Origin of the sequence: Secundilactobacillus paracollinoides DSM 15502 = JCM 11969 (assembly GCF_001311135.1) — a bacterium.
GTDB classification, from domain to species: Bacteria; Bacillota; Bacilli; order Lactobacillales; family Lactobacillaceae; genus Secundilactobacillus; species Secundilactobacillus paracollinoides.
Genome location: NZ_BBAG01000040.1, coordinates 1 through 22,570, shown reverse-complemented (window position 1 = coordinate 22,570; position 22,570 = coordinate 1). Strand labels below are relative to the sequence as shown.

At 45.6% G+C, this 22,570-nt stretch carries 26 protein-coding genes and 3 pseudogenes; 12 read left to right on the top strand and 17 right to left on the bottom strand.

All coding sequences use genetic code 11. The annotated features are described in order from the left end of the window. Nucleotides 1-112: 112 nt before the first annotated feature. The 6 genes and pseudogenes from JCM11969_RS11945 to JCM11969_RS11920 form a co-directional block, all read right to left on the bottom strand. Nucleotides 113-427, bottom strand: coding sequence for a metal-sulfur cluster assembly factor (locus tag JCM11969_RS11945; RefSeq protein WP_054711524.1), 315 nt, complete (start codon nt 425-427; stop codon nt 113-115). A gap of 130 nt (nt 428-557) precedes the next feature. Then, entirely contained in the window at nt 558-1,601 is a 1,044-nt protein-coding gene (locus JCM11969_RS11940) for an alcohol dehydrogenase catalytic domain-containing protein (protein ID WP_054711522.1), read from the bottom strand. 319 nt (nt 1,602-1,920) lie between these two features. Continuing rightward, complete coding sequence (locus JCM11969_RS11935) at nt 1,921-2,535, bottom strand: NAD(P)H-binding protein (protein ID WP_054711520.1); 615 nt, start codon at nt 2,533-2,535, stop codon at nt 1,921-1,923. A 396-nt stretch (nt 2,536-2,931) separates the two neighbouring features. Beyond that, a pseudogene (locus JCM11969_RS11930) lies at nt 2,932-3,441 on the bottom strand (TetR/AcrR family transcriptional regulator); the annotation flags it as partial. Between the two features lie 349 nt (nt 3,442-3,790). Further along, entirely contained in the window at nt 3,791-4,447 is a 657-nt protein-coding gene (locus JCM11969_RS11925; protein WP_054711516.1) for an HAD family hydrolase, read from the bottom strand. A gap of 137 nt (nt 4,448-4,584) precedes the next feature. Continuing rightward, entirely contained in the window at nt 4,585-5,142 is a 558-nt protein-coding gene (locus JCM11969_RS11920; RefSeq protein WP_054711553.1) for a TetR/AcrR family transcriptional regulator, read from the bottom strand. A 126-nt stretch (nt 5,143-5,268) separates the two neighbouring features. Between JCM11969_RS11920 and JCM11969_RS11915 the strand changes: the two genes are divergently transcribed. The 4 genes from JCM11969_RS11915 to JCM11969_RS17805 all read left to right on the top strand — a co-directional run bounded on the left by JCM11969_RS11915 (nt 5,269) and on the right by JCM11969_RS17805 (nt 7,041). Then, nucleotides 5,269-6,057 (top strand): SDR family oxidoreductase, encoded by a 789-nt coding sequence (locus JCM11969_RS11915; RefSeq protein WP_054711514.1) that lies wholly within the window; start codon nt 5,269-5,271, stop codon nt 6,055-6,057. A 75-nt stretch (nt 6,058-6,132) separates the two neighbouring features. After that, on the top strand, nt 6,133-6,213 hold the full coding sequence (locus JCM11969_RS20465; protein ID WP_156319353.1) for an NAD-dependent epimerase/dehydratase family protein: 81 nt from the start codon (nt 6,133-6,135) through the stop codon (nt 6,211-6,213). A 223-nt stretch (nt 6,214-6,436) separates the two neighbouring features. After that, nucleotides 6,437-6,850, top strand: coding sequence for a Rossmann-fold NAD(P)-binding domain-containing protein (locus JCM11969_RS11910; protein ID WP_054711512.1), 414 nt, complete (start codon nt 6,437-6,439; stop codon nt 6,848-6,850). Further along, nucleotides 6,823-7,041 carry a Rossmann-fold NAD(P)-binding domain-containing protein gene (locus tag JCM11969_RS17805; RefSeq protein ID WP_156319350.1) on the top strand — a complete coding sequence of 73 codons (219 nt, stop codon included), beginning with the start codon at nt 6,823-6,825 and terminating at the stop codon, nt 7,039-7,041. The genes JCM11969_RS11910 and JCM11969_RS17805 overlap by 28 nt, the downstream gene beginning before the upstream one ends. Before the next feature lie 73 nt (nt 7,042-7,114). Here JCM11969_RS17805 and JCM11969_RS11905 read toward each other — a convergent pair whose 3' ends face one another. Next, nucleotides 7,115-7,954, bottom strand: a complete 840-nt coding sequence (locus JCM11969_RS11905; RefSeq protein WP_054711509.1) for an alpha/beta hydrolase — start codon at nt 7,952-7,954, stop codon at nt 7,115-7,117. Nucleotides 7,955-8,311: 357 nt separating this feature from the next. Here JCM11969_RS11905 and JCM11969_RS11900 point away from each other — a divergent pair, with 357 nt between their 5' ends. The 3 genes from JCM11969_RS11900 to JCM11969_RS11895 are packed head-to-tail and all read left to right on the top strand — an operon-like array spanning nt 8,312 to nt 9,512. Beyond that, nucleotides 8,312-8,944: an SDR family NAD(P)-dependent oxidoreductase gene (locus tag JCM11969_RS11900; RefSeq protein WP_054711507.1), complete on the top strand. Its 633-nt coding sequence runs from the start codon at nt 8,312-8,314 to the stop codon at nt 8,942-8,944. Continuing rightward, entirely contained in the window at nt 8,913-9,050 is a 138-nt protein-coding gene (locus tag JCM11969_RS19960) for an SDR family oxidoreductase (RefSeq protein ID WP_082409328.1), read from the top strand. Before JCM11969_RS11900 ends, JCM11969_RS19960 begins: the two co-directional genes overlap by 32 nt. A 36-nt stretch (nt 9,051-9,086) precedes the next feature. Beyond that, the gene (locus JCM11969_RS11895; protein WP_054711505.1) at nt 9,087-9,512 is read left to right on the top strand and encodes a MarR family winged helix-turn-helix transcriptional regulator; all 426 of its coding nucleotides are present in this window, start codon (nt 9,087-9,089) and stop codon (nt 9,510-9,512) included. Between the two features lie 14 nt (nt 9,513-9,526). On the opposite strand, the gene JCM11969_RS11890 is transcribed toward JCM11969_RS11895, so the two are convergent. Next, nucleotides 9,527-10,408 (bottom strand): AraC family transcriptional regulator, encoded by an 882-nt coding sequence (locus JCM11969_RS11890; RefSeq protein ID WP_082409326.1) that lies wholly within the window; start codon nt 10,406-10,408, stop codon nt 9,527-9,529. Nucleotides 10,409-10,605: 197 nt separating this feature from the next. Here JCM11969_RS11890 and JCM11969_RS11885 point away from each other — a divergent pair. The 5 genes and pseudogenes from JCM11969_RS11885 (at nt 10,606) to JCM11969_RS11865 (ending at nt 14,441) form a co-directional block, all read left to right on the top strand. Then, a pseudogene (locus tag JCM11969_RS11885) lies at nt 10,606-12,296 on the top strand (glycoside hydrolase family 43 protein). After that, entirely contained in the window at nt 12,286-12,765 is a 480-nt protein-coding gene (locus tag JCM11969_RS11880) for an MFS transporter (protein WP_054711503.1), read from the top strand. The pseudogene JCM11969_RS11885 and the gene JCM11969_RS11880 overlap by 11 nt, the downstream one beginning before the upstream one ends. Then, a complete protein-coding gene (locus JCM11969_RS11875; RefSeq protein WP_173585424.1) occupies nt 12,740-12,967 on the top strand; it encodes a hypothetical protein in 228 nt (75 codons plus the stop codon). Before JCM11969_RS11880 ends, JCM11969_RS11875 begins: the two co-directional genes overlap by 26 nt. Further along, nucleotides 12,915-13,523, top strand: coding sequence for an MFS transporter (locus tag JCM11969_RS11870; protein ID WP_173585425.1), 609 nt, complete (start codon nt 12,915-12,917; stop codon nt 13,521-13,523). Before JCM11969_RS11875 ends, JCM11969_RS11870 begins: the two co-directional genes overlap by 53 nt. A gap of 123 nt (nt 13,524-13,646) precedes the next feature. After that, a complete protein-coding gene (locus JCM11969_RS11865; RefSeq protein WP_054711501.1) occupies nt 13,647-14,441 on the top strand; it encodes an alpha/beta fold hydrolase in 795 nt (264 codons plus the stop codon). 181 nt (nt 14,442-14,622) lie between these two features. Here JCM11969_RS11865 and JCM11969_RS11860 read toward each other — a convergent pair whose 3' ends face one another. The 9 genes and pseudogenes from JCM11969_RS11860 to JCM11969_RS11820 all read right to left on the bottom strand — a co-directional run bounded on the left by JCM11969_RS11860 (nt 14,623) and on the right by JCM11969_RS11820 (nt 22,490). Next, entirely contained in the window at nt 14,623-15,021 is a 399-nt protein-coding gene (locus JCM11969_RS11860; RefSeq protein ID WP_054711499.1) for a MerR family transcriptional regulator, read from the bottom strand. Nucleotides 15,022-15,025: 4 nt separating this feature from the next. After that, complete coding sequence (locus tag JCM11969_RS11855) at nt 15,026-16,360, bottom strand: MFS transporter (protein WP_054711497.1); 1,335 nt, start codon at nt 16,358-16,360, stop codon at nt 15,026-15,028. A 285-nt stretch (nt 16,361-16,645) separates the two neighbouring features. Beyond that, the gene (locus JCM11969_RS11850; protein WP_225353281.1) at nt 16,646-17,329 is read right to left on the bottom strand and encodes an aldo/keto reductase; all 684 of its coding nucleotides are present in this window, start codon (nt 17,327-17,329) and stop codon (nt 16,646-16,648) included. 142 nt (nt 17,330-17,471) lie between these two features. After that, nucleotides 17,472-18,041 (bottom strand): nitroreductase family protein, encoded by a 570-nt coding sequence (locus tag JCM11969_RS11845; protein WP_054711495.1) that lies wholly within the window; start codon nt 18,039-18,041, stop codon nt 17,472-17,474. A 41-nt stretch (nt 18,042-18,082) separates the two neighbouring features. Next, nucleotides 18,083-18,943 (bottom strand): NmrA family NAD(P)-binding protein, encoded by an 861-nt coding sequence (locus JCM11969_RS11840; RefSeq protein ID WP_054711493.1) that lies wholly within the window; start codon nt 18,941-18,943, stop codon nt 18,083-18,085. 24 nt (nt 18,944-18,967) lie between these two features. Beyond that, nucleotides 18,968-19,849, bottom strand: coding sequence for an NAD(P)H-binding protein (locus tag JCM11969_RS11835; protein ID WP_054711490.1), 882 nt, complete (start codon nt 19,847-19,849; stop codon nt 18,968-18,970). A 31-nt stretch (nt 19,850-19,880) separates the two neighbouring features. Next, nucleotides 19,881-20,746 (bottom strand): annotated as a pseudogene (locus tag JCM11969_RS11830) (aldo/keto reductase). Nucleotides 20,747-20,820: 74 nt separating this feature from the next. Continuing rightward, complete coding sequence (locus tag JCM11969_RS11825) at nt 20,821-21,606, bottom strand: glucose-1-dehydrogenase (protein WP_054711487.1); 786 nt, start codon at nt 21,604-21,606, stop codon at nt 20,821-20,823. Between the two features lie 14 nt (nt 21,607-21,620). Next, the gene (locus JCM11969_RS11820) at nt 21,621-22,490 is read right to left on the bottom strand and encodes a GRP family sugar transporter (RefSeq protein WP_225353280.1); all 870 of its coding nucleotides are present in this window, start codon (nt 22,488-22,490) and stop codon (nt 21,621-21,623) included. Nucleotides 22,491-22,570 lie beyond the last annotated feature (80 nt).

Sequence of the window (22,570 nt, the reverse complement as noted above, 5' to 3'; positions counted from 1 at the left end):
GAATAAACCATTACTCAATATCTTACCACGATTTGAATTGATGAAAACCAGCCTGAGCGAGGATAACGCTTTCAAACAAAATATTTTTATCATTTTCGACTCATTAATAGAATCAGCCCCGGTTCGTCTGCATGGTGATCCGTGCGATCCGGTTCATTTTAGCCGGTGTCCAGGCCGGTTGCCAAACGACAGCCACCGTTGTCTGCGATATCCCGTCAACTTGATTACAGACCTGTTGCACGTTATCAGTGACTTGCGGGACGCAGCCGCAGCCCATCGATGGCAGTGTCATGGTAATGTAGCAGTGGCCGGCCGCCACGGTAATGTCATAGATCAGCCCTAAGTTGTAAACATCCACCATCAGCTGCGGTTCGTAAACGGTTTGCAGCTGGTCTTGAATGGCTTTCAATAGCGTCTCATCCGTCATCGAAACACCCTTCCTTCATTTATAGTTACTCATCATGATAGCCTAAGATCGGTAAAATGGCATTAAAAAATAACCGCAGCCAGTTTCGGCATACGGTTATTTTTGATTATTTACAAACTAACAGACTGACTTAAGCTGGTTGAACCAACGCCTTGATCACTTCACGATCCGTCATGGCTTGGTAAGCCGCGTTGATGTCAGCTAATTTAAAGCGCTTAGTGAAGACCTTTCCAGGGTGAATGTCGCCATCCAAAACGGCCTTCAGCAGCACTGCCTTGTCGTAGGTGGTAACGGATGCTGGGCCACCGGCAATGATCGTGTTCGTGCCAAATGAGCGGCTCATGTCCATCTTAGGTTCGTGCGGCAAGCCAACCCGCCCGACAATGGCACCCGGACGCGCAATGTTGATCGCCGTTTCGTTGGACAGCTCAGTACCAACACATTCCAAAACAGCGTCGACACCAGCGTTGTTGGTCAACTGCATGATCTTGGCAACCCCTTCGTCGCCCCGTTCAGCAACAACGTCGGTGGCGCCAAATTCAACGGCTAATTTTTGCCGGTCTTCGTGGCGGCTCATGATGATGATGATCCGCTTAGCACCGCGCATCTGAGCAGCAATCACACCGCACAGTCCAACGGCACCGTCACCGACGACCGCAACGGTGTCACCGGCGCTGACGTTGGCGACGCGAGCCGCATGGTAGCCAGTCGCCATCACATCAGCGAGTGCTAATAATGATTTCAACATTTCGTCGCTGTAGTCTTCTGGTTGCCCAGGAATCTTAATGAGCGCCCATTCGCCATGTTCAAAGCGAATGTATTCCGCCTGAACGCCGCTGCTGAAGTTATCGGTGTGGTCTCGGCAATCACCGTCAAATCCAGCGCGACAGGCGGCACAGTGGCCACAGCCGTGCGTAAATGGGGCAATCACAAAATCCCCTGGTTTGACGGTCGTGATGTCATCGCCCACTTCAGTAACGATCCCAATCGCTTCATGGCCAGAGTTTTCCGAATTTGGTTCAGCATCCTGCAGGCCACGGTAAGCCCAGAGGTCAGACCCGCAAACACAGGTCAAAACGACCTTGATGATCACGTCATCCGCTGCTTGAATTGTTGGCATCGCAATGTCTTTGACAGCAACTTCGCCTGGTTTAACAAAAATAGTAGATTTCATAATTAAGGTATCATCCTTTCACTTCATTAATGACGGAAGACTTTGCTGCAACCGTGCGCAACACGCTTGTTCAATTGCATACAAATTCCAGTTCTAGTTTATCACCTTTTGACCAAAACCGTATAGCACACGTGTGCGATTTGCGCAGCAGGTCATTATAGGGTTAGTATACCGCCCTAATGAAGCTGAAACGATTGCCCAGATTGGATAGTAAGCATAGCTATGAGGCATAGAAAAAACAAAAGACCACCACGATGCCCTCTTACTGACATCGTGGTGGTCTTCAATAGTCCTTATGTGATCGGTAATCTGCCACTCATTATTGAGCGCTGATCGCGATTGAGTCGTTTTGATACTGGTCGTCATTCAAAATCAGATCACTGATGAAATGGGCAACTGTCCGCCGACTGATGGGCTGGCCGCTCACCGTATCGTGCCGGCCGTCCACGATTACTGGTTCAATGTCATTGCTGTTGGTCAGTGTGTTGGGGCGAATGATCGTGGCGGTGAGGCTGCTGCCATCGATCAAGTCGGCGCCCACGCGTTCGTCACCAAAGTAGCTGGTCGGATCATCTGTTGACCCGTACACTGCTTCGGCATCGGCAATGTGGTCAGCCGGTTCCTCACGGTAGATGCCCACCGTTGCGACCCAGATCAAGCGTTGCACGCCAGCCTGTTCCGCAGCTTCGATCACCGCCTGTGCCATCTTCGCCATGGGCTGTGGGCCGAGGTTGGAATAGATAATGTCCTGCCCCGTCATGGCCGCTACCAGTTGATCATGGTCAAACACATCACCAGTAATAACATGACCGACTGGCGCTTTTAGAGCTTCTGGATGACGTAGGAAAAGCGTCAGGTCCGTTTTATCAGCAAGTTCAGCTTCGGCAAACTGTGCAATTTGGCCACCCGCGCCTAATATCAGTACTTTTTTCATGAGGGATTCTCCTTTTCGTTGTGAGTATCGTCATATTTAAAAATAGACTACTGTTCTGAAATTAGAAAAGCAATTAATTAACCTTGTGAGGTTTAGGATTGATCCACAAAGCGCGCTCTAACAATATGTCCATAAAAGAATGAGCACCCTGTATTAACAACGTAAAATCATCACGAATATATATTCAACAACTATTAGACAAATAAATGCTGTTAAATTAATATTCAAAGGACACATATAGTAGCATTTCAAGACTATCAATGATGACCGATCAATCACTTAACGGCTACATCTCTGGATTATCTTTTAGTTCAGTTTATAACTAAACAACTATTCTTCAAATCGTCAAAAATGGCCCATCGGATTCTCCGTGGGCCATAGTCTTGCACTTTTACGCTATTCTTTTTGTGGTTTCCGACACGCCTGCCAAGCCATATCAATCAGCGCATGTACGTCTGTATCACTTAACTTGCTATCATGCCGATACCGAATTTCCGCAATTTGGTCCAGTGGTGTAAAGGTGTACGCAATGATAAACTCCGGTGCAAGTTCACGCAAAATACCTTCTGAAACGCCTTTCTGATAAATAAAATCAAGCGGTTTGGCGCGATCCATACCAGCGGTAAAGACGTCTTCCGGCACCAGATCAGTGTGACTATTGAAGATCCGCATAACCTCGCCTTCACGCGGATAGGCGTTCATCGCATCCGCATAGTTTTTGAGCACCAGTCGGAACTGGTCTTCAACGGCCGCTCGAGGATCCACCCCCGAGAAAAGCATCGGGTCAATCTTATTTTTAATGTTCAGGTACACCTGTCCCAGCATGGCTTGTTTGTCGGCGTAGTAAATGTAGAGTGTCGCCTGTGACACACCGGCACGCTTTGCAATTTTTGCGACACTCAGGTTTTGATAGCGTCGTGCAGCATGACATCAATTACTGCCTGATGGAGGGCCTCAATTTTATTTTGATCTTTATATCTCATATCAAGAATAGTAAGTGGTTGTTCAGTTAAAGTCAAGCAAAAGAAGACTACTAAACTGATATTTCTTCGTTAGTAATAGTGTTCTCAAGTGTAGTACCTTTATTCGGCCAGAAAGCTTGCCAAAATCATTGAATCAAGTCGGTTTTTGTGAATTCAAAGCTCACATTCAGGTGCGCTTTCAAGCAATTTACACAATTTCAGCCAGTGGATAGCCATCAGCTTCATCTCGACTGCCTATAGCATATGTTATAGCACAGGTACTATAACATATGCTATACCAAAATACGCAATACTTCATCCAATCGGGAAACCTCCCGCCATGGTCGTGCTGCCCCACCCGTCTCATGATTGCGGTTGACCCAAATTGCGCGCCAATCCGGTAATAGCGAAACCGGAACAATATCAGTGCCGTACCCCTGAGCCAAATGAATGTGGTTTTCAGCCGTAAAGCCATAGTGGTCAGCAACCGTCTTGAAGAAGTTCAAGTTTGGTTTGTAGGCGTGAACGTCCTCTGCCGTCCAAACGTCCACTGGCACCTGCAGGGTGGCCAAATTAGCCGGCATGATATCCCAGGCCGAATTGGACATCAAGATCAGTTGATACCCGCGCTGTTGCAACGTTTTAAGCGTGTCGATAACTTCTGGAAACGGCTGGAGCTGTCGATTAGCATCGAGTACCTCAAAGAAGTGGGCCTCAAACCCGTGCTGTTGGCCAAAAACATAGTCCAGATGAATCAAGTTGTTGCGCAATAACACCGTGTAATCCAGGTACGGATGGACGTTATCGGCGCTGTCCTGGTAGCTCGTGAACTGTATGCGAGCTGCCTGCGGGTCCACCCCGAGTTCAGACGCAATGGCAGCCACTTTGTCGTACAAGGTTGCCTCGTTCAGCAGTGTGCCGTAACAGTCAAATGTTAAATAATTGCTCATGATTATTTCTCCTTTAATTAAATTGATGCTCTTTTAAAATAACAGTCATTCACTAGTTCAATCACCATAGATGTCGCCCTTCTCATCTGGCAGACCAAAAAACTGCCCCGGCCAGTCTAGTTGACAACCGGAACAGTTTATTCGTCTAGCGTGCGCTGTAACCCAGGTGCGATCAATTGCCACACGGCTTCAAATTCTGTTTGCGTGTGATCACCCCACGAAGCGGAAAACGCTGGCGCAGAGAAGACCGTGAACGCAGTCAGCAACGCTGAAACAGCAGTCTCATTATCCGTTGACAACGCCCGCATGAGACTTTGCTTAAGGTCGTTTTGGTGAATCGACAGCACTTCTGGATTATCATCAATGTAGGTCGTGTACAGCTTAAACATCTTCGGGTCGCGCACGTTGGCCTGCAGTTTTCCCTCGACCAACGTCCACAGCCAGTCGTGAGCAATCGTCAGTTTCGACGTGTAACCGGCCGTGTCAAACGGAAATAAGGCAACTAAAATTTGGTCAAGCCACCGCAATGACAGGGACGTCCACAGATCACGCTTATTTTTAAAATGTTTGTAGAGCGCTGCGTGGCTGATGCCCAGCTGGTCGCCCACCTGGGTGAGCGTTACTTGGCGCATGTTCCCCTGTTCAACCAGCGCGGCTGCCGCATCCAGTATTTTGTTTTTCGTTATTTTTTCCATAGCCAAAGTATACCATAAATTCATTTTCGGTAACATTTATTGACTTTTGTAACTGGAACGTGTATCTTAGTCTCTAAGTTACAATATAAATAAAATGTAACCAATTGCGATTAGGAGGCAACATCTATGAATCTACAACACAACACGATCTTAATTACTGGCGGCACGTCAGGTATCGGCCTCGCGCTGGCAGAAACACTAAGTGCTCAGGATAACCACATCATCGTTTTAGGCCGCAACGCTGACAAATTGGCCGCTGTCAAGGCAGCTCACCCCAGTTTTGACACCGTTCAGGCGGACGTCAGTGACCTGGCATCGCTCACCGAACCACTGACTAAGGTGCGCCAACAATTCCCCGCTTTAAATATCGTCATCAACTCTGCCGGTACCATGCCCCGGTTCAGTCTCTTTGACGACACCATTGATCCACAAACGATGGTCAAGGATATTCAGATCAATCTACTGGGGACGATGGCCGTGGATAAACTGCTATTGCCGCAACTTGTTGCACAAACAGAAGCGCTGATCATCAACGTTTCTTCTGGTCTCGCTAACCTCACGACCCCCGTTCACCCGGCCTACTCTGCATCAAAGGCGGGTGTTCACATGTTTACCGACGCGCTGCGCGAACAGTTGCGGTTTGCAGGGCACGACAACGTTCACGTCATGGAACTCGTCCCGCCGCTGGTTGCCGAAACGAACCTTGAGGACAGTGTCTCAACGGATGCACCAAACAATATGAAACTGACTGATCTGGTTGCGGAGGCCATCTCTGGTATGACGACCAATGAGATCCGCGTCAACGCCGGGTATGCAGCCGAACTGCAGAAGTTGGCAATGACTGACCCTGATACTGCCGAACACCAAATGGCAAAGGGAATGCTGGCGAATGCCTTTCCGGAGGGCTTGGAATAGGTTTCGTTATACTGCCCAATATGTGATTCATTTTAAACGACTTAAGCGTGCGATCAATGAAAGAAGGCTTTCTTTATGAACATTTTTATTACTGGCGGAACAGGTTTTATCGGCAGTGAGCTGACCAAAAATCTCATCGCTCACGGCATCATGTGACGGCACTCACGCGTTCAGATGCTTCAGCTGCAGTGGCGACTGCAAATGGTGCAATCCCCGTCATGGGAGATATCACCTCACTTGACCTCATTTCTCAGCAAGCAACTCAGGCTGACGCTATCATCCACCTGGCGTTTGATCTGCGTTTTCCAAAACCTGGAACCCCATTCGAAGACACCCCCAGCGGCAGGATCAGGCTTTTATCAAAACCGTTGGTGATGCATTGTCTGGGACCCAAAAACCGTTTGTGATCACCTCGGCGTTAGGTCAACTTCCTGCCGACCCCATGCCGACCGAAAAAACAGCTGCTGTTTTAGACGATCCGGCATTCGCGAGATCTGATCGCAGTGCAAGTGAACGGTTAGCCCTCGACTATGCCGCAAAGGGGGTCACGACTTGCATCGTTCGACCAGCGCCAACCGTGCACGGTGAAACGGCACACGGGTTTGCTGCTGAACTAGAACATCTTGCTGTTGAAAACAAGAGTGCTGCCTACATCGCCGGCAAGCACTGGCTTCAGTTCACGTCGCCGATATTGCCGACTTGTATCGACTTGCGGTTGAAAAAGGGCTTCCAGGACATGTGTACCACGGCATTGGCGAACAATCATTGGCCATCAAGGACATCGCTGCGTTAATTGGACAAGAAAATCAGCTTCCCGTAAAAGAGAGTAGCGTCGCGGACGCCCCCGCCACCTTTGGCTGGTTATCCCCATTTGTCTCACGCGATATTTGGGGCAGCAGTTCGCTTACCCAACAGGAACTCGACTGGACTCCTCAAGGAATCGGCCTACTGCAGGCAATAAAAAATGGTCATCCCGAGTCTTAACACATTGCACGACAAAGCGCTTCTATCAGCGGTTGTGACAACCTGATAGAAGCGCTTTTTGTCGTGACATCTTTTAGTGAAACAAAAATCGGTTCACACGACTAGCCACGCGCGGATTCTCGCGTAAGTGGCGATGTTGAACATTTTTACCCACAAACTCCTGCGTTTCGTAATGCCCAATGTGCCCTTGAATCAGCGGCTTGAGCGACTTCGTACTAGCGTTCAGGATCTTACCGTCCGAATGCGTGCCGTTTCGCAAATTACCATAGATGTTCAGGATAGAAGCCTGGCGCATGTTGAACTGGCTGCGATGCCGGTAAGCATATTTAAACCATGGTGCGCGCCAGTGTGGCAGGCCATCCGCCATCGTGTAGTTCGGATGCTGATGCTTATGCCGGCCCGGAATGCCATCAAAGTTACCGGCAATCGCCACGTACTTATGCAGTCTCGGCAACCCCCGTTTATGCCCGTTTGCTAATTCATAGTTCATGACTGCCGCGTTGCCAAGGGAATGGGCAACCACGTTAAACCGTTTAATGCCATACCGATGATGCAGCGTGACCAACACGTTATGCAGCCAAACGCGCAAGAGGCGGTAATTCCGCGTGCGATTGTTTTGGAACAGCACTTTGACCATGGGGTGCTTCGTCCCAGCTGGCCATTTACCGCTGAGGTGGACCTTTCCCTTAGGCGACACGGTTGCCGTGACGACGAAGTGAGCGTTGTCCTCCCAAGCCGCACTGGCCATCAAAAAGTTCATGGCGCCGGGATCCGCATGATGTCCATGAATATACAGGGTTGCTACGGCTCTTAGCGGTCGTTTCACGCTGGCCTGCTTGCCATCCGTAAACTGGCTGAACCCAACCATCATGATCAAAATCGTCACTGCAATGACCCAAAGCCGTTTCTTCATGCCCTCACCCCTCATCAACGCTCACGTTCTGCGTTTTGAATTCAATTTATTCATTCTACGCCTTCTGAGCTAGGATGCGCAGCAAAAAATGATTAAGTTTTTATTCTGAATTTCAACTTTAAACGACCCGGGGATTTTGACTGATAAATGAGGGATACGGCCTGTTGTTGTCACGATCGTCGGTGATTGATATTCTTGATTACTTACTTGGAATAATTTTTGTTATGTTAACTAGACTACCAAAGCGTTAATATTTACCAGCGAAATTAAGGTTCAGTTTAGGTTCCTATGCCTTGACAGCGTTTATAATTGTATGTACAATCAACAACAATTACTTTAAAAAGGATGGTTCCAAACATGTCTCAATTAAAAAACGCCGTCATCACTGGCGGTACTTCTGGTATTGGCCTCGCCACTGCCCTTCGCCTCACGCACACTTACGACAATGTCATCGTGATCGGCCGCAACGCAACCAAAGCACAACAGGTAGCCCAGGAGTACCCGAAGCTCATCGTATTGACAGCTGATCTTTCACAGGTAAGTGCCATCAGATCAGTGTTTGCCCAAATCAAAGAACAGTTTACCCATATTGATACCCTGTTTGCCAATGCTGGCTTTGGGGTGTTTAAACCCTTTGATCGCATTACAGAAGCGGATTTCGATGCGCAAGTAAACCTGAACTACAAAGGCACCTTTTTCACGATTCAACAGGCACTGCCATTAATGCCAACGGACGCCAGTATAATCATCAACGAATCCTGGACTTACCACCGTGGTCTGGCTGATGCTAGTCTCTACTCCTCAACAAAATCCGCCATCGCCTACCTCGTCAAAAGTCTGGCCCTTGAACTTGCGGATCGCCGCATCCGTATTAACGCAGTGTCACCAGGCTACACCAACACCGAACAATTCAATGAAACAACGATTGCGACTGACCGACTCACTAAGATGATGGCCAATGTGCCGCGGTCGATTTGGGACTGCGGATGAGATCGCTAAAGCAGTAGCATTTTTAGCATCTAATGTTGCCAGCTACGTCAACGGCCAAGAGCTCGTGATCGACGGCGGCATGACCAGTGTTCAAGCGGGTGTATAATTTGTTTAACATCCCACTTTAAAAAGGAGTATCCAAATGAGTAAAATTGATTTTGCGGACTGTCTCTATTTTTCCAGCGCCCGCTTCACGCGACTAATTACCAAAATTAGTGACCAGCAGTTCAAACGCGTTGGCCTGTCCCCGACCGCGGCCTTCATTTTAATGTCGTTGAATGACGGCGACGACGTGTCACCTTCGCAATTAGCGGATGACCTGTCACTCGATCGCTCAACCATTACCCGCTTTTTAGACAAACTTGAACAACGCACCCTGATCACGCGAACCGCAAACGGCCGCAGCGTCATTGTCACGCTGACGATCGATGGCAAGCAGCTGCAACCCACACTGAAACAGTTATGGGCGGATCTAAACCGGTCTTACCAGCGGCTGTTGACAGTTGGCGGGGAAGCCCAGCTGCGGGGGTTGTTGAATACGGCGTTTGAGGACGCACGCGAGAAGTAGTCATTCCCAAGTTTTCAAGAACCAAAATAACATTTCCATTTAAATAAAATGCAAAACGCACTACAGCCCGTCTTGAACTGTAGTCGTTTTTGTTGTGCTCGACGTCGGACCTCATTTGGCAAGCTACCATACTGGTCGCTAAACAATTGACGTGCGGTCCGCTTATTCGTTAATCCATGTTTGGCGTACAGTTTATCAATAGGAGTGCCAGATTTGATTAGATCTTGATAAAAGGCATTGAGACGAATGTTATAGATGTAGCGAATTAAAGTGACGCCGGTTTGTGACTTAAAAAGTCGTGAAAGATAGCTGGCGTTGTATCCAAATTGACGAGCGAGCGTCTCAACCTGCAGCGGCATTGCGTAGTGTCCGTTAATGTACACAATGATCTCTTTGATACCAGACGTATCTTTCGTCAGCGGTTCATCCGCATCCGTAAAGTTTAAAATCAGTGTTTTTAGCATCGTTAATAGTTGAACCCCCATATCGAAGCGATACCCCTCACGATGAGCAAGGACGATGTCATTCAGCTTCAGAAAAGACGCCACTATCTGTTGATAGCGTACTGAGTTAGAGGGGTTAATGCGAAAATTCAATGTTTCAGGGTGTTGATAGTATTGTGCAAAGAAGCTGAGCGGAATCTGCAACACAAATGCGCGGTTAGGACTGTTAGTCACATCGTGGACAACGCCAGACGAGACGACCATAAACTGGTGCGGGCCAACAATGTGTGATTCCCCGTCAAACTTAAAGGTCAGTTTTCCCGACATCACGCAAACAAGTTCAATACTGCTATGCCAGTGAAACGGCACGTAACCGCTTGTGGTCACATTTGACGCATAGAAGCGAACACCAATATCCAGATTTGAGACAATTTGTTCATGATGGGCTGTCATTAATTGTAACCCTCCTAAAAGTGACATTTCTTACCTATAAGCATTAATTTAATGACACAACCAACTGAAAAGATTGATGTGTATTCGCTTTCATAATACCATGAATCTCGTTCACTAGACAGTCATCGTTTCAGCTCACTATTAAGAAAGCGCCTGTTTAATGCAATTATCAACAATAGAAATGGAAGTGTTTAATAATGGCAACCATTCAAAATCCAATTATTTCTGGAATGGCACCTGACCCATCAATTATTCGTGTGGGTGATGATTATTACATTGCAACCTCAACTTTTCACTGGACCCCTGCCGTTCAAATTTTTCATTCAACGGACCTAGTTAATTGGCAACTACTGACCTACGCATTAACCAATCATGAAATTGATCTTCGCGGGACCAGTACACCAGCAGGTATCTGGGCACCCCACCTGTCATATGATCCAACCACGAAGAAGTTTTGGTTAGCCTATTCCCACATGCAAAACATGGCTGGTCGAGAATTTAATTCAGACTCCTTTGCGATGTGGGCGACGGATATTGAAGGGCCCTGGTCAAAGCCCATTTATTTAACTTCGATCGGGTTTGATCCAGCTTTATTACACGCAGAGAATGGTAAACATTACCTATCAATTTTGGAATGGGAAACTCGAACTGGGTATCAAGCCCCCGGCCACATTGTCATTGCCGAAGTGGACCTGGATAATGGTGGTATCATTGGCGATTGGCATCGCGTCACAACCGGCTTTACCACACGCGGTTGTGCTGAAGCTCCACAGCTCTATCAGCACAACGGCTATTATTACCTCCTACTCGCGGCTGGTGGCACTGGTTACGCACATGGTGTAGAAATTGGCCGTTCGAAACGGATTTTCGGTCCCTACGAGTCGGACCCAACAAACGAACCAATTATTACCTCATCGCCTAACCATTTGTTTTCACTGGGTGATCCCGACGCTGGGCACTTCGAAATGTTTAATCCTAAGGCACAAATTCAAAAATCCGGCCATGGATCACTCGTTCAAACGACCGACGGCGAATGGTACGTTGCGCATCTGATGTCTCGCCCGTTACCAAACACAAAATTAAATCCTCTTGGCCGCGAAACGGCACTCCAAAAAATGACATGGACAGCCGATGGGTGGCTACGGATGGCAGACGGGTCTAACTTAGCAAAAGCCACTGTTGAGGCGCCGAAAAACAGTTCTGACGTCAGGCAGGATCTTACGCTTAACGACATTCATGAGGACTTCCAAGGCGCAACTTATGACAACCGTTTTATAACCCTTATCGTGAGCAAAAATCTGCTTGGGTCAACACCACTTCAAATCCTGGTCAGTTAACAATTAAAGGTGAAAACTCTTTCTTCTCAAAGTTAAACCCAGCCATTATGGCCACCCGCGCAACCTCGTTCAATTATTCGGTCACAACTCAATTAACCTTTAAACCAACGCACTATTCACAAACTGCGGGATTGGGGTTGTACTACGATTCAAATAATTGGGTCTATCTGCACCTCACTCAAGCCGAAAATGAAAGCGGTACCGTTTTAAAGTTACTGCAGGCAAAACTCGGTGAGCGGATTGACCACGTGTTTACTTAAATTGCCGTTCCTAATAGCACGGCAGAGTTGCAGTTAACGTACGTCAATGGCAGTCTGTCTTTATTCGATCGTTTACCTGAACAATCAGCATGGACGCCATTTGGTAAGACACTAGATGTCACTTATCTATCTGATGAAGGTGTCAACGGTGATCCATGTGAGATCGGTGGTTTCACTGGCCTGTTTAATTTTATTGGCAGTGTCGACGCTTACCAGCACAACTCACACGCCGAATTTAACTACTATACCGTCATCAATCACGAACAAGGAGACCATAATAATGGAAAATAAAACTACGATTTCGCTTAAACGACTGGTGCCAGGACTCATTATTGGTCCCGCCAGTTGGTTGGGTCCCTACATCGTCATGAATAGCTTGTTTCTCCCTGCATTAATTCAACACTTAGATGCCGCTAATAAGGTTAACCTTGTTGCGCTGTTCTCAACCTGTGGCATGATTGTCGCTGCACTTTCAAACATGATTGCAGGTGCGCTTTCAGATAAGACCCGCTCTCGTTTTGGCAAGCGAGCACCCTGGATTATTGGTGGCGCCTTCGTCTTCATGTTAGCCATGATCCTGGCTTCATTTTCAACAACCATTCCATACCTACTAATTGCCTGGATGGTTGGTCAAGCCGCCCTAAACTTTATTGTTGCACCAATGGTGGCCTGGATCGATTTTTGCCCCAAAGGATGGTCGTGGCACCGCATCGTCAGCCTATGGTGGTTTAGGAATGGCCCTTGGGAACAATGCATTTAACGTGGTTGGCGCAATGTTGTTAGGGCAGTTTCGACTTGGGTTCATTATTTTTGGGATCTTCGCCTTCATTGGAACGCTCATTGCCGTCATCATCGTTCATGAGCCAAGCAATCTTGCTGAACAAACAGCGCAGCCCAAAGAAAAGACGGATGTCCCTCAAAGATTTAGAATCCATCTTTCCAAGCTGGCATGTTGGCCGTGATTATTATCTGGCTTTAATCGGAAAACTCTTCCAAGGGGTTGGAAACTTCGCCATTACAGGATACATCCTCTACATCATGACCGATTTTCTTCACAGAGGTAATCAGACCCAGTCTTCAATCCAACTTATCAATGCAATCATGTTGGTATTCGGTATTTTAATGGGATTTGTTGCTGGGCCCCTTTCAGACAAATTTAAAGTGTTAAAATGGCCAGTCGGCTTCTCCACGATCTTTCTGGCAATCGGCGCCCTGTCACTCTTCTTATTACGTAACAACACGGGAATCATCATCTACGCCTTTGCAGCTGGTCTTGGGATGGGTATTTGGAACTCACTCGATAATCTGTTGAACCTAGAAGTTATTCCAGATCCGGATCGAGTCGCGTTCTTCCTTGGTATTTATAATCTTGGCAATACCATTACGCAAGCCATTGCACCAGTGATTGCTGCTGCCGTGATAGCCTGGTTCGGTTTCTCTGCCATCTTCATCGTTTCATTCATTTTCTCATTGATTGGTGGTATTTCAATGCTATGCATCAAGTCAGTCAAACGATAACTACTCAAAAGTCATGATACGCTATCATGACTTTTTATAGTTTCTTAATAATAACTGATTCTGTTTACATTAAAATATAATTAGAATAAAATAAAATATATTCTAATTTCAGGAGGCAACATCATGGCTCAATACATAACTTCAGATGACACACAAATTTACTTCACCGACACAGGATCTGGTCCTGCGCTGCTTCTTGCCCATGGTTACGGGTGTACGAGTCGCTATTTTAAAAATAACATTCCTGAACTCAGCAAACACTTTCGGGTCATTGCAGTCGATCTTCGTGGTCAGGGACACTCAAACAAAGCGACAAAGGGTCCCCGTGTATCACGGTTAGCAACTGATATTCACGAACTGCTAATCTCACTCAACCTCACGAATGTGACCTATCTTGGATGGTCAATGGGTGCCTCGGTTGGGTGGTGTTACTGGGACTTGTTTGGTTCCGACCGCTTAGCGAAATTTATCTTCGTCGATGAGCCAGCTTTAGCAGCTGCCGACCCGGATAACCCAACAGGTGCCATGTCAATTGACGATTTAATCGCATTCCAAAACAACATGCGTGACCATACGGACCAAACAATAGAAACATTCATCCGTTCCCTTTTACATAAAACCACCCTGAATATTGATGATCTTGTCACTGATTCACAATTAGGCAACGTCAACTTCTTATCGCAACTTATCTTCAACCACCATGTGTTAGATTGGAGTGATGTGTTGCCGACCATTACGTTGCCAAGTTTGGTACTCTCAGGAGAAAACAGTCTTGTTAACTGGAAGAGTACAAAGCATGTGAGTGATTTGATACCAAATAGTCAATTTGTGCGGTTTAGTGATGCAGGCCACATGCTGTTTTTTGAGTATCCAGAAAAGTTTAATCAGGTTGTGACTGAATTCACCAATGATTTTTAATATTGTTGATGCCTAGAAACAAGTCTGGTCATTTTTTGCGACCCTATTTTTAAACAACTACTAAAAACCACCTCTCTCAAACTGGGAAAGGTGGTTTTGAAATTCTTCAAATTAATGACAGCACCAAAATAATGGGTCTCACTATTTTTCATTTTTCAATCGTTTCAATTGGGATTAGCATCTAAACACAGGGTTTCTTTTGGTTCACTGAAACAACCCCTTCTAAATCTTGCTTATACGTATCGAAATAGTCAATTTTATGCGTGATCCAAGACAAAGAATCTTGTAACCCAGAAATTTGCCGTTCCAATTCCTTTCGCTGATTTTTCAAAAGAGCCAACCTCTCAGCACGCGTCGACTGCCCCACCTGAACCATAGCGACATACCGCCTTATTTGTTCGAGTGAGACATGCGCGCGGCGTAAAGAGCGAATATAATGGATCCACTTTAAATCGTCACTGGTATAATCCCGATTGCCACTTTTGTTTTTCTGAATGGGCGGAATAATCCCTTCTCTTTCATAATAATAGAGCGTTTGAATCGAGATATTAAACTGCTGACTTACCTCGGAAATTCTCATTTTATCATTTCTTTTCTACATGAATCATCAGTGATAGTCCAGTACAGACAATCGTCAAAATAAGGCCGACAAACATGGCTATCCGAAACTGACCGGCAATATTTTGAGCGTTGACTAGTGCAGAACTAATATTGACCATGATGGCTAAACCAAGAACACTGCCCAATTGATGGGCAGTATTAACCATCCCTGAAGCGACTCCGGTCTGAGCAGTTGGCACATCCGCGATCCCAAAATTTGTCAACGGCGTCAATCCCAGTCCCTGACCTATGCCAAACAAAATCATTGGCATAATGACCGTCGTCAAATAACCGTGGTTACCGCCAATCCAAATCCACAAAAAACCGATAACTAACAAAACATTGGCTAAAATTAAGGTGTGCTTATTATCCCAATTCATAATCAGTCGAGGAACCAAAATGGCGGTGATAAATAGAGTCAACGTCATTGGTAAAAACGCAAATCCAGTGAGCAATGGTGTAGCATGCAAAACCTCCTGCAAATATTCGGAAATAAAAAACCAAAAGCCCATCATCGCGCCTACGAATAGCGCACGAATCGAATATGCCAGAACACGCTGCCTGCTATGAAAAATTGACAGCGGCATGATTGGTGCTTGATTCTTCTTCTCATAGCCAACAAAAGTGCTCAAAAGGATTAGGGCGATTATCAAAAATAGTACACCATTTTTTGCGCCGTTCACTGCATACACAAGTATGCCCGAACCAATAACTGACAGAACAGTACCGATCCAATCAAATGATTCATGGCGCACACGCGACTTTTTTAAAGTGACTACTGAAAGACACAACATGACTAAAGCGACCGGTACGTTTAAATAAAAGCCGATCCGCCAAGACAAATAGCTGGCAAGAACACCGCCCAAAACTAGACCCACACTAGCACCCAATCCGGAAATAGAACTGTACCAGGCAATCGCCCTCACCAATGCCGGTCCTTCAAAATAGTCCATCAGCAGTGCCATTGACGTTGGTGCCAATATTGCGGCCCCAATGCCCTGTAAAAAACGCGCTGCAATCATCACAACTGTTTGGTCGGTAAATCCAGCAATCAGAGAACCAATACTAAAAATCACTAATGCCATGTTCAAAACACGCCTGCGACCGAGTAGATCACTAAGACGACCACTTAACAAAATAAAGCTGCCAAACGCTAAGCCATACGCATTTTGAACCCAAGAAAGTCCTAACTGATCGAGATGGAGATCAGCAGATATTTTAGTCAACCCGGTAATCACAATTGACGTACTTAACGCTGTCAAAAAATAACTTAATAGTGCAATTATCAATACAATTCGTTGTTTTACTTTTGATGTCAAAATAGAAACCCCTTTCAGTAACAACGCAAAATAGCATAGTCTCTATACCGTGCTATAGGTCAAGAGATAACTGCAATTTAGGATTAAACGAGCTAATTTGACATCCAAAAAGAGAAATGGGAACCCTCATTTCTCTTTTTAAACGGTTTAGTAAGCCTTTTCGGCCATCGAAGCCGGCCAATTTTTAATTTGAGTGATGCTTGTCAAACTTGCGTAATGACGCGATTTCTTCATCCGTCATTGTAAATCCGAGACTATCAAGATTGCTCTTTTGATGGTCAATATTCATTGATTTTGGAATAACAACGATGCCTGTTGCGTCAAGAACCGAAGAAGCACCTGTGCCGGGGTTGCCTGATACTTTTCAGCTAACAGTTGAATTTCAGGCAATTTCATCATTGTTGACCCCTGACTTTCTGCTAATGGTGCCCATGCTTCGTGGACGATAACCAACTCTTGCAGAATCGGACTCATTTTTTGCTGTTGCCAGAAGAGATGGGTCTCAATTTGATCAACAGCTGGTACAGTATCACTGGCTTTCACTAAATCCTTTAGTTGCTGGCCGTTAAAGTTGCTCACACCAATGGCTCTAATTTTACCAGCCTTAACGCCGTCCTCTAGTGCCCGATACGTTTCCAGACTTTCCTTCGTAGGCCAATGAATGATCAGCATATCAAAATAATCTGTCCCTAACCGTTGTAAAGAAGCGTCTAACCCCTGGCTTGTTTCAGTGTAACCACGCGTTTGCGTTTTCGACGTTATGAAAAATTCCGAGCGATCAATGCCGCTTGCTTGAATAGCCGAACCAACCCCTGCTTCGTTGCCATAGACTTGAGCAGTGTCAAAACTACGATAACCCGCCGCGATTGCTTGACTCACAGCATCTGCAGTTGCCTTCAGCGGCGTCTGAAAAGTCCCATAACCAATGATCGGCATTTTTATACCATTGTTGAGGGTAACAAAGTCCATGATTGCGTCCTCCTAAAATTTAGTGTCATCATGTGAGAAGCCAAATTGATTATTCCAGTTTACTTAACAACAGTTAACACGTCATCCACAGGCTCCCGTTCTGAAGTAATCCCATTAATCGTCGCGTCATCTTGTTTATATCCTAATGCAATTCCCACGATAATCCGTTCGTTCTTGGAAATTGGCAACGTCTCACGCAGTATTTGCGGTACATGACTAAGTAATAGGCTGTCATCGAGTCTAGCCCCTGTTCCTTAGCAGCAAGCAAAATATTGTCCGCGAAGAGTCCTAAGTCAAACATTGACCATTCGGCATGATTTTTGGGAAGCGTTAGATACAGGATCAGCTGGGCATTGTACAGTTTCAAGGCAGCATCATTATTGTATTTTTGCCATTCTGACCCAATTGCATCTGGAATTGAAGCATACCATTTTGCCATGTTATCCTGTTTTTCTTTTGGAAAACTGCTTCGAGATACTGTGGGCACTTCAGTCTTGCTGGCCGCCCCAGTCCGAACTGCGTTGGCTTGCCGTTGACGAATGAGTTCAAGGGTCGTACCAGTTGCAGCATAAACGTGTGCCGGTTGCGAGTTGACCCACGATGGCGCAAGTTGTGCGAGTGATATAATTTTTCGAATTTTATCCTCTGAAATTTTTTGGTCAGTGAAAGCTCTGGTTGAATGTCGTTGTGTGATTGCTTCTTCAACTTTCATTTTGTGATTAGGTTCCTCCTTATTAAAAGGGGGTACACCCCTTATTTTTGATAGTGCGCTTTTAGGAAACTTGGCATTGGTTGTGCATCATGTCCCGTGATTTGCTTAAAGTCGTCTGTAACCGTACTGAGTAACCCAAGATTGCCAGCATGGTACATCGAGCCTAGCTCGACGCCATCACCCTCAGCTCGATAAGCCTCAATAAACGCGCTGAGTGTCATGGGGGCGTAACCGATCTTAGCACCCGTAATATCGCTCATAATTGTTGCCAAGGTATCCATGTCGTAGGATTCAGGTTGCGTAAGCGTGTATAGCTGCCCGTTATTGCGAAGCGCCGGCGTTGTCGCCACGGTAGCAATTGCTTCAGCACTGTCATTTCTTGATATATAAGATAGTGGTGCTTGGCCAACAGGGTAAATAATTGCGCCGCGCTCGATCAACTCCGGTAAATAGGGTACGAGTGGGTCAGCATACATGGCATTTTTTAAAACAGCAAAATGCAGATCAGTTGATGCTAAACGCCGCGGTACATACCAAAAATAGGACGACATCACAAATGGATTTCGTTCCTGGTCGGCATAAAAACCGACGTAGACCATATTCTTAATGCCTGTGGTTTGAACCGCTTGTAACGTCTTTTCAAATTCACTGACAGCCTGCAGGACATTATAAATATTACTTGGAATATACACGAGCACATCCGTCCCTTGAAAAGCGTCAACCATGCTCGTCACATCAGCATAGTCGATCGTCCGAGTCTCAATGCCCTTTTGTTCAAATAACGATGCCTTCTTAGGGTTGTGAATCGTCGCGCGAACATCACTCGGTGTAACATCCGCTAGCAGCTGATCAACAACTAATTGACCTAAATTTCCAGTTGCCCCTGTCACTGTGTACTTCATATTTACGCCTCCAAATAGGATGATTTACAACAAACCATCCTGTTTCATTGTTAAAAGTGTCTGCTTGGGAAACAAAACGTTCTCTTTACCAATAATCTGCTGCAAGTCTAAAGATGTGTGGGAAGCCCAACCATCCTGATAACTTGCATGAATCTTGTACTGCTGTAAGACATCAGGTACGCCCAAATCACTGAGTGCTTGTTTTATCTCCTCAGGCGACTCATCAGTATTTTGAATCACCCTTTGCGTGATTTCTGAAAGATCCGCAGTGATATCTTTAAACGTGTAAGGTCGGGGTGTTGTCAAGTTGAACGTCTGATTAAGATAACCATCCTGAGTTAGTACCGTCGCTGCCGCTAAAGCGTAATTTGCACGCGGGGCAAAATTCAACCCAGCATTGCTCGTGTTACTGTAAACAACCCCGTGGTCGGCTTCAAACTTTAGTTCAACTGGATCCAAGTTGACCTCTGAATAAAAGGAATTCCGCAATATGGTATACGGTATCCCACTAGCTTTAACCATATATTCAGTTGCCAAATGCCAATTTTTCATCGGCATCGTCGTTTTCTCAGGGAAAGCCAGTCCAACGTAAACAATTTGACTGACACCAGCATTTCTGGCAGCTTTGATCACATTGAGATGATCTTGCATAAAGGCAATGTGATCGGGGTCGTTTGTTGAAATGAGCAATAGCCTTTCAACCCCATTTAATGTGGCAGCTGAAAATTGAGCATCATGGTAATCTGCTTCTCGGACGGTAATGCCTGCATCAATGAACTGGCTTGCTTTTTGACGATCACGATAAAAAGCCAAAATATCGGCTGGACGTACTTTTAGTTTCAACAACTGTTCAATCACATCGTGCCCAAGGTGACCAGTAGCACCGAATACGCCTATTTTCCCCAATTAAGCACTTCCTTTTACACTTACAGCTTACTCAATCATTCGCATGAACGTCATACGCACCAAGTAACATTTCTGCTGCCCCCGGTGTGTCTGGATCCCAAGCTGCTTTGCCACGGTCAAGTGCTCGAATTGTATCCATCTCACTGTCTGTGAGTTCAAAATCAAAGATAGCCATGTTGCTCTTCATTCTTGATTCATGAACCGAACGTGGAAAAACGATTGCCCCTTCTTGATGTTCAAAACGCAGAATGATTTGTCCCGCATCTTTGTTGTACTTGTCAGCTAACTGTTCAATGACTGGTTCAGTGAATAAATCTTTATTCCCCTGCCCCAACGGTGCCCATGCCTCTAGTTTGACGTTACTATCGGCCATGATTTTTCGGATTTCTTTTTGCTGCAAATACGGATTGTACTGAATTTGATTAACGGAAGGTAACGTACTAAATTGTGGGACGAAACGATTCCAAATTTTTGGCGTCATGTTTGAAACCCCAATTGAGCGGATCTTACCATCACGTTTGCTTCTTCCATTGCTTTCCAAGCACCAGGAACGTCGCCATAAGGCTGATGAATGAGATACAAGTCAATATAATCCAGACCTAATTTCTTTAACGAAACATCGATTGCTGCTTTAGCAGGCTCATAGCCGTAATCTTACAGCCATAATTTACTTGTGATCCAAATTTGCTCTCGTGGAATGCCGCTATCGCGAACTGCTTGGCCGACTTCGTTTTCATTAAAATATGCCACAGCCGTATCAATATGTCGATACCCATCCTTTAAAGCTGTCGACACTGCTTTATAAGTACTGCCGTCACTCGGAATTTCAAATGTCCCAAAACCAATTGCAGGAATTTCAGTGCCATCGTTTAATTGAATAGTTGGTATTTCACTCATGTTGATCTCTCCTTTTACTAGATAAACTTTTACGAAATAGGTCGATAATAATCGTTACTATTATCAAGGATAAACTAGCCTTGACCGTCTTTGAAAGCAGGATAAAGTGTCATGCCGCCATCGACGAATAAAGTGATGCCAGTGACATAGCTAGATTCAGAAGACGCCAACCACGCAGCGGCGGCAGCTACTTCTTCTGGCGTTCCAATACGATTCATTGGAACCATATTAACTGTCTGGTTATACTGCGCTTTATCTGCAAATTTTGTTGCATTAATTGGTGTATTAATCGCTCCAGGTCCAATAGCATTAACTCGGATATTGTCTTTAGCATATTCCATCGCAATCGTCTGTGTGAAAAGTTTGACACTACCTTTGGCAGCAGCATAGCTTGCGAACGTTGGCCATGGAATACGTTCATGCACTGATGACAAGTTGATAATATTGTCTGGTTTGTTTTTCTCTTTAAAATAAGCCAAAGCTGTTCGAGAACCAAGGAAAACACCAGTCTGATCAATCGCAGTGACCTTGTTCCAATCATCAAGTGAGAGCTCATGGGTAGGTGACTTAATCTCCATTCCGGCGTTGTTCACCCAAACATCTAGATCGCCAAAAGCATCAAGTGCCGCCGCCATTAGACTGTTAACACCCTCTTCATTAGCCACATTAGCCTGTGCAATTACGGCTTGACCACCAGCTTTTGTAACGATATCTGCTGTTTGTTGAGCGCCCTTAGGATCGCTATTGTAGTTGATCACAACGTTCATGCCCTCTTGACCAAAACGTTCGGCAATTGACGCACCAATCCCTTTTGAGCCACCTGTGATAACAGCAATCTTTCCCTTTAAGTCTTCGTACATAAGTGTCACACTCCTTAAATGAATGTTGTGATAACAGCACCGCCAACAATTAAAATTAAGCCGCCTAATGTCGCGAACAATTCTCGCCGTGACTTTTTTTCTTTCAAAATCAATAGACCGCCAAGTGTCGAAATCACAACGGACAGCTGTGAAATAATAAATGCGGTGTTCACACCGTTTTCACGAACTGACAAGATATAGGTCAGTGAAGCTACAGAGAAAACAACACCGCCGATGATGTTACGCCAGCTGGCACTTTCTCGAAATGCAGCTCCCTGACGCGTGAACAACAAATAAACAAGAACGGCCAGAACCATGCCAATCGATTCAGGTAAAAAGATGGCAATCCCTGAATCAGATAAAGCTTTAGGGATTGCGTTATACGTAATAAACCCAATCGTCGTGAACACTAACATGATGATTGTGCCTCTGTTTCCCTTATTAGATAACGTATCTTTCTTGTCCCGAATTGAGGTTAAGATAACACCAACAATTAAGATGAGAATGCCGAGTGCACCAATTAGTTTGGCCGTAACGGTGCTCCATTCACCAAAAATGACAACACCGACCAGTGACGTTCCTACCAGCTGCAGGCCAGTTGAAATTGGCATTGTTTGGGCAACACCAATGGCGTCATAACCAGTATATTGTCCTAATTGGCCGACAATCCAAAATGCCCCAGCTACTAGTGCTAAGATAAAACTTTTAGTATCAATCGTTGGTCGTAAAAACAGGTCAACAATGACTGCAACGATCAAAGTTCCTAATGCCGTTCCAAAAATTTCATTAACGGGACGCCCACCAGTAGCGCTCACAACAAGTGGTAATATCCCCCAAGCAATCGCCGGCGCCAATAAAAGTAAACGTAACTCATGATTGATCAACACTCCCCCTCAAAACAGAATTCGACGAACTAACAAACATAAACTAACTTAAAACAATTGACACCAGGAGCTAACTACCA